Source organism: Brevundimonas sp., from assembly GCF_013912065.1.
Taxonomy (GTDB): Bacteria; Pseudomonadota; Alphaproteobacteria; order Caulobacterales; family Caulobacteraceae; genus Brevundimonas.
The window spans coordinates 116,915-133,513 of record NZ_JACESA010000010.1 but is presented as its reverse complement, the minus strand read 5'-3'; the positions used below and the strand labels follow the sequence as shown (position 1 = coordinate 133,513).

The following is a 16,599-nucleotide window of genomic DNA, read 5'->3' as shown; positions in this document are numbered from 1 at the left end:
TGATCCCCCGCGCCAAGGCGCAGCGTGGCAGACGGCTGCCTGGGCTGTCGAGGGCGGCGATGGGTTCGCGCCTGGCGACATCCGCCGGACGCTATGAACCGTAGAGCTTTTTGCGTGTTGTGAGGAATGTCTGCGCCGTCAATCAAAGCAGCGCAGGGGGAGACGAAGGCGATTGACTGAATCTGCAGCTTACGATCGGCGAGGGTCGGACCAGGTGAAACTGGACGCCCAACGCATCGAGGCGGAAGTGCTTGGACTGGACGGCAGCACCGATCCCTTCGTTTCGGCAGTCCGCGCGACCCGCATGCCGATGATCATCACCAATCCGCGTCACCCCGACAATCCCGTGGTGTTCGCAAACGATTCATTCTGTCGTCTGACCGGCTATCCCCGCGAGGAGATCGTGGGCCGCAATTGCCGTTTTCTGCAGGGGCCGGAAACGGACCCGGCGACCGTCCGTCGTATCCGCGAGGCGGTGGACGCGGTCCAGCCTATCGAAGTCGACATTCGCAATCACCGCAAGGACGGTCGCCCCTTCTGGAACCGCCTGCTGATGGCGCCCGTGTTCGACGCGAACGGCGCGCTCACCTACTTCTTCGCCAGTCAGGTCGATGTCACGATCGAACGTGAGCGTCTCGTTGGTCTGCAGACCGACAAGGCGGCGCTCGAGGCGGAACTGACCGCACGGCTGAGGGTGGATCGCGAGCGTGACCGGGAGTTGGACCTGGCGATGCGGGCAGGCGGCCTCGGCGCCTGGAGCGTGGATGTGCAGACACGCACCCTGGTCGCCTCCGAAGCCTACAAGACCCTGATGGGCTGGCCCATCGAGAAGCCCTTTACCTACGAAGACCGTCAGAACCTGATCCACCCCGAGGATCGCGACGCCGTCCGCGCCCAGAGCGAGGCGACGATCAGAGAGGGCGCGGACTATCATATCACCCACCGCGTCATCACTCCGCTCGGCGGCGTGCGCTGGATGGAGGCGCGCGGGATACTGGTCTTCGGAGACGATGACACGCCTCTGCGGATCGCCGGCGTGACCACCGACATCACGGATCGGGTGCGGTCCGAACGCCTGAGCTCCGCCATGGTCGAGCTGTCGGACATCCTGCGCGATCTCGAGGATCCCGAGGACATCATCTATGCCGCGGCCGAGATCCTGGGCCGTACCCTCGAGGTCAGCCGCGCGGGATTCGGCATCGTTGACCGGGACCGCGAAACCATCACCATCGCGCGCGACTGGAACGCGCCGGGGGCCGAGACCCTCTCCGGCGTGCTGAATTTCCGCGACTACGGATCCTATATCGAAGACCTGAAACGCGGGGTCACCGTCTCCTTCTCCGACGCCCGGGAGGACCCTCGCACCAGGGAGACGGCGGCCACGCTGGAAGCCATCAAGGCGCGCGCCGTCGTGAACATGCCGCTTAAGGACCAGGGCGACATGGTCGCTCTCGTCTTCCTGAACCACGCCACCGTCCGCGTCTGGCAGGAAGACGAGCTCCGGTTTCTCAGCGACGTCGGCGAACGGACACTGGCGGCGCGGGAAAGGCGTCGGGCCGAACGTCATCTCGCCAAGCTGGCGGCCTCGCTGGAACGGAAAGTCGAGCAGAGGACCGCCGAACTGATGGCCAGCGAGGCGGCCCTGCGGCAGTCGCAGAAGATGGAGGCCGTCGGCCAGCTGACGGGCGGCATAGCTCATGATTTCAACAATCTTCTGACCGGCGTCACAGGAAGTCTGGAGATCGTAGCCAAACGCATCGCCGAAGGCCGGGTGTCCGAAACCGGCCGGTTCATCGCGGCGGCGCAGGCGGCGGCCCAGCGAGCCACGGCCCTGACCCATCGCCTGCTCGCCTTCTCGCGCCGCCAGACCCTTGAGCCCAAGGGTACGAACGTCGAGGTCCTGGCCCGTGGCATGGAGGATCTGATCCGTCAGACCATCGGCCCGGCCATCCAGTTCGAGACCCTCTATCACGCGGGGCTCTGGCCCGTCCTCGTGGATCCAGGACAGCTGGAAAACGCTCTCCTCAACCTGTGCATCAACGCCCGCGACGCCATGCCCGACGGCGGACAGCTGACGATCGAGGTTTCCAACCGCGTGATGAATCCCGCCGAGGACGCGGACTTCCATCTGCAGGCAGGGGAATATGTCCGCATCTGCGTGATGGATACAGGCGTCGGAATGACCGAGGACGTGATTGCGCGCGCCTTCGACCCCTTCTTCACCACCAAGCCGATCGGCCAGGGCACTGGGCTGGGGCTTTCGATGATCTATGGCTTCGTTCAGCAGTCGGGCGGCCAGGTCCAGATATGCTCCAGCCCCGGCGAGGGCGCCGCGGTTTGCCTCTATCTGCCGCGCCACCACGGCGTCGTGGACATTGGCGCAGGTCCGGATGAGTCTCCGGCGCCGGCCAGGTCGGGGAATCGGCGGACCGTACTGGTCGTGGACGACGAGGCCACGATCCGCATGCTCGTGTCGGAGGGGCTTACCGAACTCGGCTATGATTTCCTTGAGGCCGAGGACGGGCGGGCGGGGCTGGCGACCTTGAACTCGGATCGGCCGATAGATCTTCTCGTCACCGACGTGGGGCTGCCGGGTGGAATGAACGGCCGACAGTTGGCCGACGCGGCGCGGGTGGGACGGCCGGGTCTGAAAGTGCTCTTCATCACCGGATATGCCGAGACTTCCGTCCTGAGCGGCGGCGATCTCGATCCTGGCATGCACATCCTGACCAAGCCGTTCGAACTCAAGTCTCTGGTACGCCGGGTGGAGGCTATTCTGGGAGATGACTGAGGACGATGGGGAGCTTTCGGTAGTCGTCGGGGCGGGAGGCGGTGTCGGCGCGGCGCTTTTGCGGGTCCTGGCGGCTCGGCGCCCCCGCGACAGATTGGTCGGCATCGGGCGCCGCAAGCCTGCCGACTGGCCGGGCGGATCGGTGGACCGGGCGTGGACTTTCCTGGAAGCCGACATCACCGACGAAGGCCAGATCGCCCGTGCCGCAGAGAGCGCCGCTGAACTGGGGCGGCCGGTTCGCGTCATCGTCGCGACCGGTCTGCTCCATGGCCAGGGCGTCGTTCCGGAAAAGACGATGCGCGCGCTCGACGCCGAGGTTTTGCACCAGTTGTTCGCCGTCAACGCCATAGGCCCCGCCATGGTGGCCAAACATTTCCTGCCCCTCACGCCGCGCGACCGGCCCAGCCTCTTTGCGGCGCTTTCGGCCCGCGTGGGCAGCCTGTCCGACAATCGGCTGGGCGGCTGGTATGGTTATCGCGCCTCAAAGGCCGCACTGAATATGTTCGTGGCGACCCTGGCGGTGGAATACCGGCGCACTCATCCTCTCGGCGTCTGCGTAGCCCTGCACCCCGGCACGGTCGAGACCCCGCTCAGCGCACCCTTTCCCGCTCAGTCAACCGCCAAGGCAAGGCTGTCGCCGGACCAATCGGCTGAGGCGCTTGTCGGCGTGATGGACGGACTTCGGCCTTCGGACAGCGGACGGTTCTTCGCCTGGGACGGCCGGCCGATATCCTGGTGAGAGCGAAGAAACCACTCCCGCAGGTTAAGCGGTCAGGACCTCAGAATTCTTCCCATTCGCTGGCCACGGGCGCCGCAGCCAGGGCGGCGGAGCCCACCTGACGCAAGACTGGCCGCGCGGTTGGCCGGCCCTGCGTCAGGCGGGCCGGGGCGCGGGGGCTTTGGAAGGCCGGCTGGACGACCCCCTGCCCGGTGACCTGGAACCGGGCGACGAGCGAGGCCAGGCGCTGGCCTTCCTGTGTCAGGTTGTGGCTGGCCGCGGTGGATTGCTCGACCATAGCCGCATTCTGTTGCGTGACCTGGTCCATCTGATTGACCGCCGTATTGACCTCGTGAAGCGCGGTGGACTGTTCCTGGGTGGAGGCGGTGATTTCGGACATCAGCTGATCGATCTCCATGACGCGCGTGACGATGGCCGCCAAGGCGTCGCCCGTTTCGCCGACCAGGCTCACGCCGGACTTCACCTGGACCGACGAGGCGGTGATCAGCGACTTGATCTCCCGCGCCGCCTCGGCCGAGCGCTGAGCCAAGGCGCGAACCTCGGAGGCCACGACCGCGAAACCGCGACCGGCCTCGCCGGCGCGCGCCGCCTCGACCCCGGCGTTCAGGGCCAGGAGGTTGGTCTGGAAGGCGATCTCGTCGATGACGCCGATGATCAGGCCGATCTTGTCCGCCGAGGTCTCGATCGCGCTCATGGCTTCGACGGCGCTATGGACGATTTCTCTCGACTGCTCCGCCGCGACCCGCGAGGTCTCGACGACGGACGCCGCGCGCAGGGCCCCTTCGGCCGTCTTCTTCACCGTGACGGTGATCTCGTCCAGAGCGGCGGCGGTTTCTTCCAGCGTGGCGGCCTGCTGTTCGGTACGGCGCGACAGGTCGTCGGCGGCTTCGCTGATCTCGCTCGCGCCGGCCTGCATGGCTTCGGTATTGCCGGAAATCTCCGCCATGGCCACGTCGAGCTGGGCCATTGCAGCGTTGAAATCGTCCTTCAGCCGCGCGTAGCTGCCGGGAAAGTCCGTGTGTATGCGCGTCGTCAAATCGCCCTGCGCGAGCGCGGTCAGAGCCTCCGCCGTGGCGGCGACGACCCGGCTTTGTTCGGCCTCGCTCTGGGCGCGTTTCTCGTCGGCGTCTCTGCGCGCGCTTTCAGCGGTCTCGAGGTAGACGGAGATGGCGAAATCCATGTCCAGCATGGCCGCCCTGACCACGCTCGAGATGGCCTCGCCCAAGGCTTCCCCATTGTCCTTGCGGCCGAACAACTTGCGTTTGCCGGCGTCGGTCTTGACGATGGCCTTGACCAGGCCGTCCAGGACCACTGCATAGCCGCCGATATACCATCGCGGCTCCAGCCCGATCCGGGCATGGGTCATGCCGATGCGACGCACGCCGTCGACATAGGCGGGAGTGAAATCTCCAGAGGCGATCAGGGACCAATGTCCGGCCTGTGCGTTCTTGGCCCCCGAAATCTGGGCTTCCGAACTGAAGAAACGAGCGGCCTCGGGCGTGGCGCGGATCTGATCGTAGAAGGTGTCCAGTATCTGGGGAAGGGCCGCTTGGATAACGGGGCGGGTTTGCGCGAGCGCTGACCTGGCCGTGTCGTCGAATTTCAGAAAATCCAGCCGCTGCTGGATATCCATGTTCTTAGACATCTCGTTCTTCCGATGATTAATGGCTGGTTTTCCCGCCCTGAATCATCTCTGAACATTAACGACTTGTGAAACGGGGGCAGGACAAAAGGTCCAAGGGTGCATTATAGATCCCAGGAAGCACTGATACTTCCGGGTCTTATCGATCTTATCTACTCCCACGCCTGCACCACTCAATAGTGGTGATCGCCTGGGCGACATGCAGAAATCGATCATACCTAGGGTGGGTTTGATTCGGCATCGCCAGACGTCGCAAGCGAAGGAGCTGTTTCCATCGATGGAACGACTGATCGCCGTTCAACGAAATCTGTGCATCTACTGGTTTGGATTTCCTGATCCAAGGGTTGTGGCCTAGGCCGACCGTCTATGTCGGCCGGTGGCGACCAATGGTCGGTTGGCCGGCTTCGACCGGACCATCTTGGCAAGGTGGCGATCGTTGACAGGGCGGAGCCGTCGCCCCGCTCCGCCCGACGAGTCGAGGCCGTCGCTTTGGGCGTTGAGCGTAAAGGCGAAGGCGGCGCCGCCCAGGGCGCTGGGCACCAGATCGATGTCGCCGCCGTGCGCCTGCACGATCGTGCGACAGATCGACAGTCCTAGCCCCATTCCACCGGGCTTGCTGCTGGCCAGGGGCTGGAAAAGCCTGTCGGCCATATCCGACGGCACGCCCGGCCCATTGTCGCTGATCGTCATTCGATACCCCTGGAGCGTCTGCGACCCGGAGATTTCGACCCTGCGTTGGACGCCGTTCGCCGGGGCGTCCATGGCGTTCCTGACCAGATTGATGACGAGTTGCTGAAGCTGCACCCGGTCGCAGTGTGCGAAATCGGCTGGATCCAGCACTGCCGATATCTTCGCATTCGTCTCGCGGGCATGCAGCTTCAGGATCGGCATGATCTCGCCGACCACTTCCGAAATATTCTCGCGCGTTTGAAAACCCTTCTCGTGCGTCATCAAGGAACGGATGCCTCGAATGATGTCGGCGGCGCGGTCGATCTGGCCCCGCGCCGAAGACACCAGTCCTTCCAAGTCCGTCCTGTTCGGTTCGGGTCGACCGAGGGCGCTGTTCGCCGCCGCAAGGAAGTTGGTCGCGGCGGAAAGCGGTTGGCTGAGTTCGTGGGCCACCATCGACGCCACTTCACCGAGCGAGTTGAGGCGCCAGTTGTAGGTGATCTGAAGCCTCAGATCCTGAAGCGCGACTTCCGCGGCGACATGGGCCGTCATATCCCGGATGAAGAGGGTGATAAAGCGTCGGCCGTCGTTGAAGAACTGTGCGGCTTGAAGATCGACGTGGGCGCGGCCGCCCTCCACACGCGGGACTCGCCAGTGAAATTCACTGCCGAGGTTGCGGCTCAACGCATTGACCTTTGCGATGCCGGACGGCGACTTGAGCGCCGCCACGTCGAAATCCTCGATCAGTTCGGCGATGTCGACCCCCTCCAGGGGGCGACCGAAAAACCGGTCCGCCTTCGCGTTGGAACAACAGACCAGGCCCGATTCATCAATGCCGACGATGGCCATCGGCGCATCCATAAGAATGCTGTTTGCAAAGGCCTCCACCTGAACCTCTCCCAATCAACCGCATGACGCCCTTCCGCTATCGGGAAGTTCGCGACACTAGTCCAAGTTGAATTCTGTACCTCAATTGTGGCGTTCTGGAAAGAAAGCCTCCGTGCAATTCCTTACATAGCGATGATAATCAGTAGCAAAAACTGCAACTCGTCTTCGTGTTGAGCGGATGAGGGACGAACAACGAAGGCGGTTGTTATTCTTATCTGAATTTGAGCGTCGGCCACCTGTTTACGGATGAGGCCGTCATCGAGACGTCGCAGATTTTCTAGGACCTTCTTTTCCACCTTTTGGGCTGCAAGAGGCCGATCTTGCCTGCTATGACGGTCGCAACAGCAATAACCTCATAGGGAATCTCAGGTATGGTGCGCGACATTCGCCATTTCATCGACGGCGCGGCCTTCGACGGCGCGTCGGGCCGTTTCGGCGACGTTTTCGATCCCAATACCGGCGAAGTACAGGCCCGGGTGCAGCTTGCCAGCGTCGGCGAGGTCGATCGCGCGGTCCAGGCGGCGCAGAACGCCTTCGACGGCTGGGCCAGCACCAATCCCCAGCGCCGCGCCCGCGTCATGTTCGACTTCAAACGCCTGGTCGAGGCGCGGATGGATGAACTGGCCGAGCTGCTGTCCAGCGAACACGGCAAGGTCATCGCCGACTCCAAGGGCGACATCCAGCGCGGGCTGGAAGTCATCGAGTTCGCCTGCGGCGTCCCCCACGCCCTGAAGGGTGAATACACCCAAGGCGCCGGCCCCGGCATCGACGTCTATTCGATGCGCCAGCCTCTGGGCGTGGTCGCGGGCATCACCCCGTTCAACTTCCCCGGCATGATCCCGATGTGGATGTTCGGCGTCGCCATCGCGGTCGGCAACACCTTCGTGCTGAAGCCGTCGGAGCGGGATCCCTCCCTGCCGGTGCGTCTGGGCGAGCTGATGCTGGAGGCCGGGGCGCCGAACGGCGTGCTGAACGTGGTGCACGGGGACAAGACGGCGGTCGACGCCATCCTGACCCATCCGCTGGTCCACGCCGTCAGCTTCGTCGGCTCGTCCGACATCGCCCACTATGTCTATCAGACCGGGGCCGCCAACCATAAGCGGGTCCAGGCCATGGGCGGGGCCAAGAACCACGGCATCGTCCTGCCTGACGCCGACATGGATCAGGTGATCAAGGACCTGGCCGGCGCGGCCTACGGTTCGGCCGGCGAGCGCTGCATGGCCCTGCCGGTCGTGGTGCCGGTCGGCAAGAAGACCGCAGACGAACTGCGCGAGCGGATGGTCGCGGAAATCCCCAGTCTTCGCGTCGGCGTCTCGACCGATGCGGGCGCCCACTATGGCCCCGTCGTAACGGCCCAGCACCGCGACCGTGTCGCCGGCTGGATCGAGAAGGGGGTCCAGGAAGGCGCCGAACTGGTCGTCGACGGTCGCGACTTCAGCCTTCAGGGGCATGAGAAGGGCTATTTCATCGGCCCGTCGCTGTTCGACCATGTGAAGCCCGAGATGTCGTCCTATCAGGAGGAAATTTTCGGCCCGGTGCTGCAGATCGTCCGTGCCGAGACCTTCGAAGAGGCCCTGGCCCTGCCGTCGAACCACCAGTACGGCAACGGCGTCGCCATCTTCACCCAGAACGGCCGTGCGGCCCGCGACTTCGCCGCCCGGGTCAATGTCGGCATGGTGGGGATAAACGTGCCGATCCCGGTGCCGGTCGCCTATCACAGCTTCGGCGGCTGGAAGCGTTCGGCCTTCGGCGACATCAACCAGCACGGTATGGAGGGCGTCCGTTTCTGGACCAAGACCAAGACCGTGACGGCGCGGTGGCCCGACAGCGCGCTGGAGCATTCGGACAGTTCGTTCGTCATTCCGACGATGCGCTGAGGCCGGTATGAATTTCGCCCTTACCGACGACCAGCGCGCCATCCAGGACGCGGCCCGCGCCTTCGCCGACGCCGAGCTGGCGCCCCATTCGGCCCGCTGGGACGAGGACAAGCATTTCCCCGTCAATGTGATGAAACAGGCGGCCGAAATGGGCTTCTGCGGCATCTACACAGGCGAGGAGCACGGCGGCATGGCCCTGGGCCGGGTCGAGGCGGCGCTGATCTTCGAGGAGCTGTCGCGCGGCGACGTGGCGACGGCGGCCTTCATTTCGATCCACAATATGGCGACCTGGATGATCGACCGGTTCGGGTCGGACGATCTGCGCGGACGGTTCGTCCCCGCCTTGGTGGGAATGGAGAAGATCGCCAGCTACTGCCTGACCGAGCCGGGCTCCGGCTCCGACGCGGCGGCGCTGCGGACGACGGCGGTGCGGGACGGCGACCATTATGTGCTGAACGGCTCCAAGGCCTTCATCTCGGGCGCGGGGACGTCGGACGTCTATGTCGTCATGGTCCGCACGGGCGTCGAGGGGCCGAAAGGCGTCAGCGCCGTCGTCGTCGAGGCCGGGACGCCCGGCCTGTCGTTCGGGGCTCAGGAGCGGAAGATGGGCTGGAACGCCCAACCGACCGCCATCGTCCAGTTCGACGACTGCCGCGTGCCCGTCGCCAATCTGTTGGGCGAGGAGGGGGCGGGCTTCCGCTACGCCATGGCCGGTCTGGACGGCGGCCGGCTGAACATCGCCGCCTGCTCGCTGGGCGGAGCGCGGCTGGCGCTGGAGACGGCCCAGGAATACGTCACGACTCGCAAACAGTTCGGCCAGCCGCTGGGCCAGTTCCAGGCGCTGCAGTTCCGCCTGGCCGACATGGCGACCGATCTGGAGGCGGCCCGGCTGATGGTGCTGCGCGGCGCCTGGGCCATCGACGTGGACCACCCGGAAAAGACCAAATGGTGCGCCATGGCCAAACGTCTGGCTACCGACGCCTGTTTCCAGATCGCCGACGAGGCCCTGCAACTGCACGGCGGCTACGGCTATCTGAAGGACTATCCGCTGGAACGGATCGTCCGCGATCTGCGGGTCCACCGCATCCTGGAAGGAACCAACGAGATCATGCGGGTGATCATTGCGCGGGAAATGGGACGATGAGCGAAGCCCCCGTGGCCACTGAAGAGGTCATCGCCCGGATCGACAACGGCGTCGGCCGGATCACTCTGAACCGGCCCAAGGCGATCCATGCGCTGAACCGGTCGATGTGCGAGGCGATGACCGAGGCGCTGGTGGGCTGGCGCGACGACGCGGCGGTGAAGTCCGTCCTGATCGACCATGCGGGCGAGCGCGGCTTCTGCGCCGGGGGCGACATCCGCATGATCGCCGAGAGCGGGGCGGGGGATGCATCGGAGGCCAGGGCCTTCTTCCTGGCCGAATACCGACTGAACCACCTGATGTTCGACTATCCCAAGACGATCACGGCCATCGTGGACGGGATCGTCATGGGCGGCGGGGTCGGGATTTCGGAGCCTGCGGCCATCCGCATCGCCACCGAGCGGACGACCTACGCCATGCCGGAGACGGGCATCGGCCTGTTCCCTGACGTGGGCGGCGGCTGGTTCCTGCCGCGCCTGCCGGGGCAGACAGGCGTGTGGCTGGCGCTGACGGGGGCGCGGCTGAAAGCGGCGGATACGGTGGAACTCGGGATACACACCCACTTCGTTCCGGCCATCGACATCGAAGGTTTCAAGGCCGCGTTGCTGGCGAACCAGGGGGACCCGCTGGAGGAAGCGAACCGCTGGGTCTGTCCGACCGAGCCGGAAGAGTCGCCGCTGAACCCCCATCGCGAGGCCATTGATCGGCTGTTCGCCTTCGACACGGTCGAAGAGATTTTCGCGGCGCTGGAGGCGGACGGGTCCGACTGGGCCATGGTCCAGCTGGCGACACTGAAGACCAAGTCGCCGCAGTCGCTGAAGGTCACGCTGCGCCAGTTGCGAACCGGAGCGACCCTGACGGCCTTCGCCGACAATATGGCGATGGAGTACGCCCTGGGCGGTCGGGTGGTGCGCACCCACGACTTCCAGGAAGGCGTGCGGGCCGTGATCGTGGACAAGGACAACACGCCCCGATGGTCCCCGGCGGACCTGTCGGGCGTTACGGAGGCGACGCTGGACGCGCTGTTCGCGCCGCTGCCGGACAACGAGAAATGGACGCCGCTGCCCTGACAGCGACGCCGACCAAGGGAGAGAGACCATGACCAAGATCGCCTTCATCGGCCTGGGCAATATGGGCGGCGGCATGGCCGCCAACCAGGCTAAGGCGGGCCACGCCGTCGCCGCCTTCGACCTCAGCGCCGCGGCGCTGGACCGGGCCGGATCCGCCGGATGCACGCCCGTCGCCTCGGTCGCCGAGGCGGTCCGCGACGCCGAAGTGGTCATCACCATGCTGCCCGCCGGCCCCCATGTGCTGAAGGTCTATTCGGAACAGATCATCGGCGCCGCGCCCTCCAGCGCCCTTCTGCTGGACTGTTCCACCATCGACGTCGAGACGGCGCGCAAGGTGGCGAATCTGGCCAAGGCCGCCGGCTACGCCTTCGCCGACGCGCCGGTGTCGGGCGGAACGGCGGCGGCCGACGCCGGAACCCTTGCCTTCATGGTCGGCTGCGACGAAGGCGATTTCGCCCGCGTCGAGGCGGCGCTGGAGCCGATGAGCCGGATCACGATCCGCGCCGGTGATCACGGCGCCGGCCAGGCGGCCAAGATCTGCAACAACATGCTGCTGGGCGTATCCATGCTGGGCACATGCGAGGCGATCGCCCTGGCCGAGAAGCTGGGTCTGGACCCCGAGCGGTTCTTCGAGATCGCCTCCAAGTCGTCGGGTCAGTGCTGGAGCGTGACCAGCTATTATCCCTGGCCCGGCCCGGTCCCGACCGCACCGTCGAACCGCGACTATCAGGGTGGGTTCGCCACGGCCATGATGTTGAAGGATCTGAAACTGGCCCAGGATGCGGCGGCAAAGTCGGGCGCCTCGACCCCGCTGGGCGCCCAGGCCGAGGCGATGTACGCCCTGTTCGACGGGCTGGGTCACGGTGGGCGGGACTTCTCGGCCATGTTGCAGATGCTGCGGGGCCGGCTGGCGGATCTGGACGCCGGGTGATCTGATCCGGATGCGCCTGCGTAAATCGTGGCGTCCACGGCCGGACCTGCCCTATTAGACGCCTCTTGCCCGGATTGGACCGCCTCGTTTCATGACCATATCGCCGCCCCGGATCGGAGGCCTTGACGTCCAGGGTTGGGGCGATCCCGAGGATCCGGTCGTCCTGATGATCGGCCCGCCCGAGCGGTTGTCGCCGGGCTGGCGACAGTGGGTTCGCGCAATGGTCGAGGCGGGTCGCCATGTGCTGATCGCGCCGGTGCTCGAACCGGGAGAGGAGGCGGCCGCCCTACGGGGGCTGTTGATCGACATATCTTCGCGGCCCGCCATTCTGTGTTCGGCCGAGACGCTGGCGCGTGTCGCCCCGGCCTTGGTGGTCACCGGCCCCGCCCTGGCCAGCTGCCTGATCGTGGTCGGGGACACGCCCGGCGAGGCGGCTGCGATCCTGGACAATCTGCCGCTGCTCACGCTGGACCCCGCCGCCCTGCACGAACCGGGCGAGACGGACGAGGCCGCCATACTGGGTTTTCTGGAACGCCAGGCGCCGCGCGAAGCCCTGTATTATCAGTCCGGCTCCGACCCCCGCACCCTGCGCGACGCCCTGGGCTGTTTCGCGACCGGGGTGACGGTGGTGACGACCCTGGACGAGACGGGCCAGCCGGTGGGCCTGACCGCCAACTCTTTCTCGTCGGTGTCGCTGGATCCGCCGCTGATCCTGTTCTGCCTGGCGCGCAGTTCGTCCAATCTGGAGCGGTTCCAGCGGGCGGAGCATTTCGCCATCAATGTGCTGCATATCGGCCAGCAGCCGATGTCGGGCGCCTTCGCCCGATCGACCGCCGAACGGTTCGACGGCGTGGCCTGGGAGACCTGGGAAACCGGCGCCCCCATCCTGTCCGGCTCCCTGGCCAGTTTCGAATGCGCGACCCATCAGGTGGTCGAGGCCGGGGATCATCTGGTCTTCATCGGCCGGGTGACCCGCGCCCGGTTCGAGCCGCGTCGCGATCCGCTGCTGTATTTCCGGGGGCGCTACCGGCGACTGCATTTCGCCTGATCCCGCGCCGGGCCGGTTCACATCCGACGGCCGGATCGCTATCTCAGACGCCGAACAAGAGGAAAGCCTGCCCATGTCCGCCGATCCCGTCGTCATTGTCTCCTACGCCCGCACCCCGATGGGCGGTTTCCAGGGCGTGCTGTCGGACGCCAAGTCGACCGACCTGGGCGCCGCTGCGGTGAAGGCGGCGCTGGAGCGGGCCGGGCTGGCGCCGGACAAGGTCGAGCAGATCATCATGGGCTGCGTCCTGCCGGCCGGTCTGGGTCAGGCCCCGGCGCGTCAGGCGGGCATGGGCGCGGGCCTGCCCATCTCCACCGAGGCGACCACCATCAACAAGATGTGCGGCTCGGGCATGCAGGCGGCGATGATGGCGCATGACGCCCTGCTCGCCGGTTCGGCCGAGGTCGTCGTCGCGGGCGGCATGGAGTCGATGACCAATGCGCCGTATCTGATGCAGAAGCACCGGGGCGGCGCCCGCATCGGCCACGACGTCATTTCCGACAGCATGTATCTGGACGGGCTGGAAGACGCCTACGAACCCGGCAAGCTGATGGGCCAGTTCGCCGAGGACACGGCCAAGGCCTATCAGTTCACCCGCGAACAGCAGGACGCCTATGCGACCGAAAGCGCCGGCCGGGCCAAGCGCGCCCAGGACAGCGGCGACTTCGACGCCGAAATCACCCCGGTCGAGGTCAAGACCCGCAAGGGCGTAGTGACGGTCGACCGCGACGAACAGCCGACCAAGTCCGATCCCTCCAAGATCCCCAATCTGAAGCCCGCCTTCGGCAAGGACGGCACCATCACCGCCGCCTCGGCCGCCTCGATCTCGGACGGCGCCGCCGCCCTGGTGATGATGCGCCAATCGACGGCCCAGGCCCTGGGCCTGACGCCGGTCGCCCGTGTGGTCAGCCAGGCCGCCCACGCCCACGAGCCCAGCCTGTTCACCACCGCGCCTGTCTTCGCCCTGAAGAAGGCCCTGGCCAAGGCCGGATGGAGCGCCGACGACGTCGACCTGTGGGAGGTCAACGAGGCCTTCGCCATCGTGCCGATGATCGCCATGCAGGAGCTGGGCGTCCCGCACGACAAGATCAACGTCAACGGCGGCGCCTGCGCCCTGGGCCACCCGCTGGGCGCCTCGGGCGCTCGCGTCCTGACCACCCTGCTGTCGGCCCTGAAAGCTCGCGGCAAGACCAAGGGCATGGCCGCCCTGTGCATCGGCGGTGGCGAGGCCACCGCCATGGGCGTTGAACTGATCTAGACGTCGACCGCCGCGTCCAGGGCGTTTTCCTGGATGAATTCGCGGCGGGGTTCGACCACGTCGCCCATCAGTTTGGCGAACAGGTCGTTGGCGTCTTCCTCGTGCTCGACCGAGACTTGCAGCAGGGTGCGGGCGTTGGAGTCCAGCGTGGTCTCCCACAGCTGTTCCGGGTTCATCTCGCCCAGACCCTTGTAGCGCTGGATGGCCAGGCCCTTCTTGCCGGCGTCCAGCACCGCGTTCAGCAGGTCGAGCGGACCGCGGATGGTGGTGGACTTATCCTTGCGGCGATAGACGGCCGGGGCGGCGAAGACGCCGTCGAAGGCGGCTGCCCGTTCGGCCAGACGGCGGGCGTCCAGCGACCGCAGCAGGGTCTCTTCCAGCACGATGGTCTCCTGCACCGCGCGACGGGTGCGTGTGAAGACGACCGCGCCCTGTTCGCCCGGCGCGCCGGTCCAGTCGCCGTCGCCCTCTTCGGCGTACAGGTTCAGACGCACAGCCGCCGCCGCTGCGGCCTGGGCCGTATCGGCGTGCTCGTTGAACAGGCCGGCCAGGGCGGCCTGTTCGATGGCGAAGGCGGGGGCGCGCTGGCTGAGGCGATCCACGCCGGCCTTGAAGGCCTTGGCCTCGCGCACCAGGGCCTGCAGGTCCAGACCCAGGCGACGCTCGCCGGTAGACAGGTCCAGCTCGGCCTCGGACGAGCCCTCCTCGATCAGATAGGCGTCCATCTCGGCCTGATCCTTGAGGTAGCGCGACTGCTTGCCCTTGGAGACCTTATAGAGGGGCGGCTGGGCGATATAGACGTGGCCCCGCGTGATCAGCTCCGGCATCTGCCGATAGAAGAAGGTCAGCAGCAGGGTGCGGATGTGGGCGCCGTCGACGTCGGCGTCCGCCATCAGGATGATCTTGTGGTAGCGCAGCTTGTCGGCGTTGAAGTCGTCGCGGCCGATGCCGGTGCCCAGGGCCAGGATCAGGGTGCCGATCAGGTCCGACGACAGCATCCGGTCGAACCGCGCGCGTTCGACGTTCAGGATCTTGCCGCGCAGGGGCAGGACGGCCTGGTTCTCGCGGTTGCGCGCCTGTTTGGCCGAGCCGCCGGCGCTGTCGCCCTCGACGATGAACAGTTCGGACTTGGCGGGATCGCGCTCCTGGCAGTCGGCCAGCTTGCCGGGGAGGCTGCTGATTTCCAGCGCCGACTTGCGGCGGGTCAGATCGCGAGCCTTGCGGGCGGCTTCACGCGCGGACGCCGCCTCGATGATCTTGGCCACGATCTGTTTGGCCTCGACCGGGTGTTCCTCGAACCATTGGGCCAGACCTTCGGAACACAGGTTCTCGACGGCGGGACGCACCTCGGACGAGACCAGCTTGTCCTTGGTTTGGCTAGAGAATTTGGGATCCGGCACCTTGACCGACAGGACGCAGGTCAGACCCTCGCGGGCGTCCTCTCCGGTGACGGAGACCTTCTCCTTCTTGCCGGCGCCGGAGCTCTCGATATAGCCGCCCATGACGCGGGTCAGGCTGGCGCGGAAGGCCGACAGGTGGGTGCCTCCATCCCGCTGGGGGATGTTGTTGGTGAAGCACAGCATGGTCTCGTGGTAGGAGTCGTTCCACCACAGGGCGAGATCCAGCTCGATCCCTTCCTTCTTGCCGCGAATGACGATGACGTCCTTCAGGATCGGCGTCTTGGACTTGTCCAGGTGGCGCACGAAGGCCTCGACACCGCCCTCGTAGTGCAGGACCATTTCGACCGGTTCAGCCCCGCGCTGGTCGGCCAGCTTGATGACCACGCCCGAGTTCAGGAAGGCCAGTTCCCGCAGCCGGTGCTCCAGCGTCTTCAGGTCGAAGTCGATGTGGCTGAAGGTGGTGACCGACGGATAGAAGGTGACTTCGGTGCCGCTCAGCGGCTTGCCGGTGTCCTCGCGGATCGGGGCGTCGCCGGTGATCTCCAGCGACTTGACCGTGTCGCCGCGCTCGAACCGCATCTGGTGCGCCTTGCCGTCGCGATAGATCTTCAGCTCCAGCCAGTCGGACAGGGCGTTGACGACGGACACGCCGACGCCGTGCAGGCCGCCGGAGACCTTGTAGGAGTTCTGGTCGAACTTACCGCCCGCGTGCAGCTGGGTCATGATGACCTCGGCCGCCGAGACGCCTTCACCCTCGTGGATGCCGGTCGGAATGCCGCGCCCGTTGTCGGTCACGGTGACGGAACCGTCGGTGTTCAGGATGACCTGGACCAGGTCGGCGTGGCCGGCCAGGGCCTCGTCGATGGCGTTGTCGACCACCTCATAGACCATGTGGTGCAGGCCCGACCCGTCGTCGGTATCGCCGATATACATGCCGGGACGTTTGCGCACCGCGTCCAGGCCTTTGAGAACCTTGATGGAATCGGCGCCGTATTCGGGCAGGTCGGCAATCGGATCGGTCATGAAATCGTTGGCTCTGAAGTCCCGACCGGGACGGGGATGGAGCGTCGCTAAAGACACTCGAATCGACGACGGGATCGCACCGCGTCGAAGCTCGCAACATATAGGAATTTCCGACGAAAAAG

Annotated in this window: 11 protein-coding genes; 8 read left to right on the top strand and 3 right to left on the bottom strand. The window is 65.9% G+C overall.

Translation table 11 applies throughout. The features are described from left to right. Window positions 1-214 precede the first annotated feature (214 nt). Together H2037_RS10610 and H2037_RS10605 are read left to right on the top strand one after the other, a co-directional pair. Complete coding sequence (locus tag H2037_RS10610) at window positions 215-2,791, top strand: PAS domain-containing protein (RefSeq protein ID WP_292121385.1); 2,577 nt, start codon at window positions 215-217, stop codon at window positions 2,789-2,791. Next, window positions 2,784-3,530: an SDR family NAD(P)-dependent oxidoreductase gene (locus tag H2037_RS10605; RefSeq protein WP_292121383.1), complete on the top strand. Its 747-nt coding sequence runs from the start codon at window positions 2,784-2,786 to the stop codon at window positions 3,528-3,530. The genes H2037_RS10610 and H2037_RS10605 overlap by 8 nt, the downstream gene beginning before the upstream one ends. 40 nt (window positions 3,531-3,570) lie before the next feature. Here H2037_RS10605 and H2037_RS10600 read toward each other — a convergent pair whose 3' ends face one another. Next, window positions 3,571-5,175: a globin-coupled sensor protein gene (locus tag H2037_RS10600; protein ID WP_292121380.1), complete on the bottom strand. Its 1,605-nt coding sequence runs from the start codon at window positions 5,173-5,175 to the stop codon at window positions 3,571-3,573. 348 nt (window positions 5,176-5,523) lie between these two features. Beyond that, a complete protein-coding gene (locus H2037_RS10595; RefSeq protein ID WP_292121378.1) occupies window positions 5,524-6,690 on the bottom strand; it encodes a HAMP domain-containing sensor histidine kinase in 1,167 nt (388 codons plus the stop codon). A gap of 410 nt (window positions 6,691-7,100) precedes the next feature. On the opposite strand from H2037_RS10595, the gene H2037_RS10590 reads away from it, so the two are divergent. The 6 genes from H2037_RS10590 (at window position 7,101) to H2037_RS10565 (ending at window position 14,054) form a co-directional block, all read left to right on the top strand. Continuing rightward, a complete protein-coding gene (locus H2037_RS10590) occupies window positions 7,101-8,606 on the top strand; it encodes a CoA-acylating methylmalonate-semialdehyde dehydrogenase (protein WP_292121375.1) in 1,506 nt (501 codons plus the stop codon). 7 nt (window positions 8,607-8,613) lie between these two features. Beyond that, window positions 8,614-9,750, top strand: coding sequence for an isobutyryl-CoA dehydrogenase (locus H2037_RS10585; protein ID WP_292121372.1), 1,137 nt, complete (start codon window positions 8,614-8,616; stop codon window positions 9,748-9,750). Then, window positions 9,747-10,817, top strand: a complete 1,071-nt coding sequence (locus H2037_RS10580; protein ID WP_292121370.1) for an enoyl-CoA hydratase/isomerase family protein — start codon at window positions 9,747-9,749, stop codon at window positions 10,815-10,817. Before H2037_RS10585 ends, H2037_RS10580 begins: the two co-directional genes overlap by 4 nt. A 28-nt stretch (window positions 10,818-10,845) precedes the next feature. Beyond that, a complete protein-coding gene (gene mmsB / locus H2037_RS10575) occupies window positions 10,846-11,748 on the top strand; it encodes a 3-hydroxyisobutyrate dehydrogenase (protein WP_292121368.1) in 903 nt (300 codons plus the stop codon). A 91-nt stretch (window positions 11,749-11,839) separates the two neighbouring features. Next, window positions 11,840-12,796, top strand: coding sequence for a flavin reductase family protein (locus tag H2037_RS10570; RefSeq protein WP_292121365.1), 957 nt, complete (start codon window positions 11,840-11,842; stop codon window positions 12,794-12,796). Window positions 12,797-12,869: 73 nt separating this feature from the next. Then, the gene (locus H2037_RS10565; protein ID WP_292121362.1) at window positions 12,870-14,054 is read left to right on the top strand and encodes an acetyl-CoA C-acyltransferase; all 1,185 of its coding nucleotides are present in this window, start codon (window positions 12,870-12,872) and stop codon (window positions 14,052-14,054) included. Here H2037_RS10565 and gyrB read toward each other — a convergent pair. Then, window positions 14,051-16,477 carry a DNA topoisomerase (ATP-hydrolyzing) subunit B gene (gene gyrB, locus H2037_RS10560; RefSeq protein WP_292121359.1) on the bottom strand — a complete coding sequence of 809 codons (2,427 nt, stop codon included), beginning with the start codon at window positions 16,475-16,477 and terminating at the stop codon, window positions 14,051-14,053. The genes H2037_RS10565 and gyrB overlap by 4 nt on opposite strands. Window positions 16,478-16,599 lie beyond the last annotated feature (122 nt).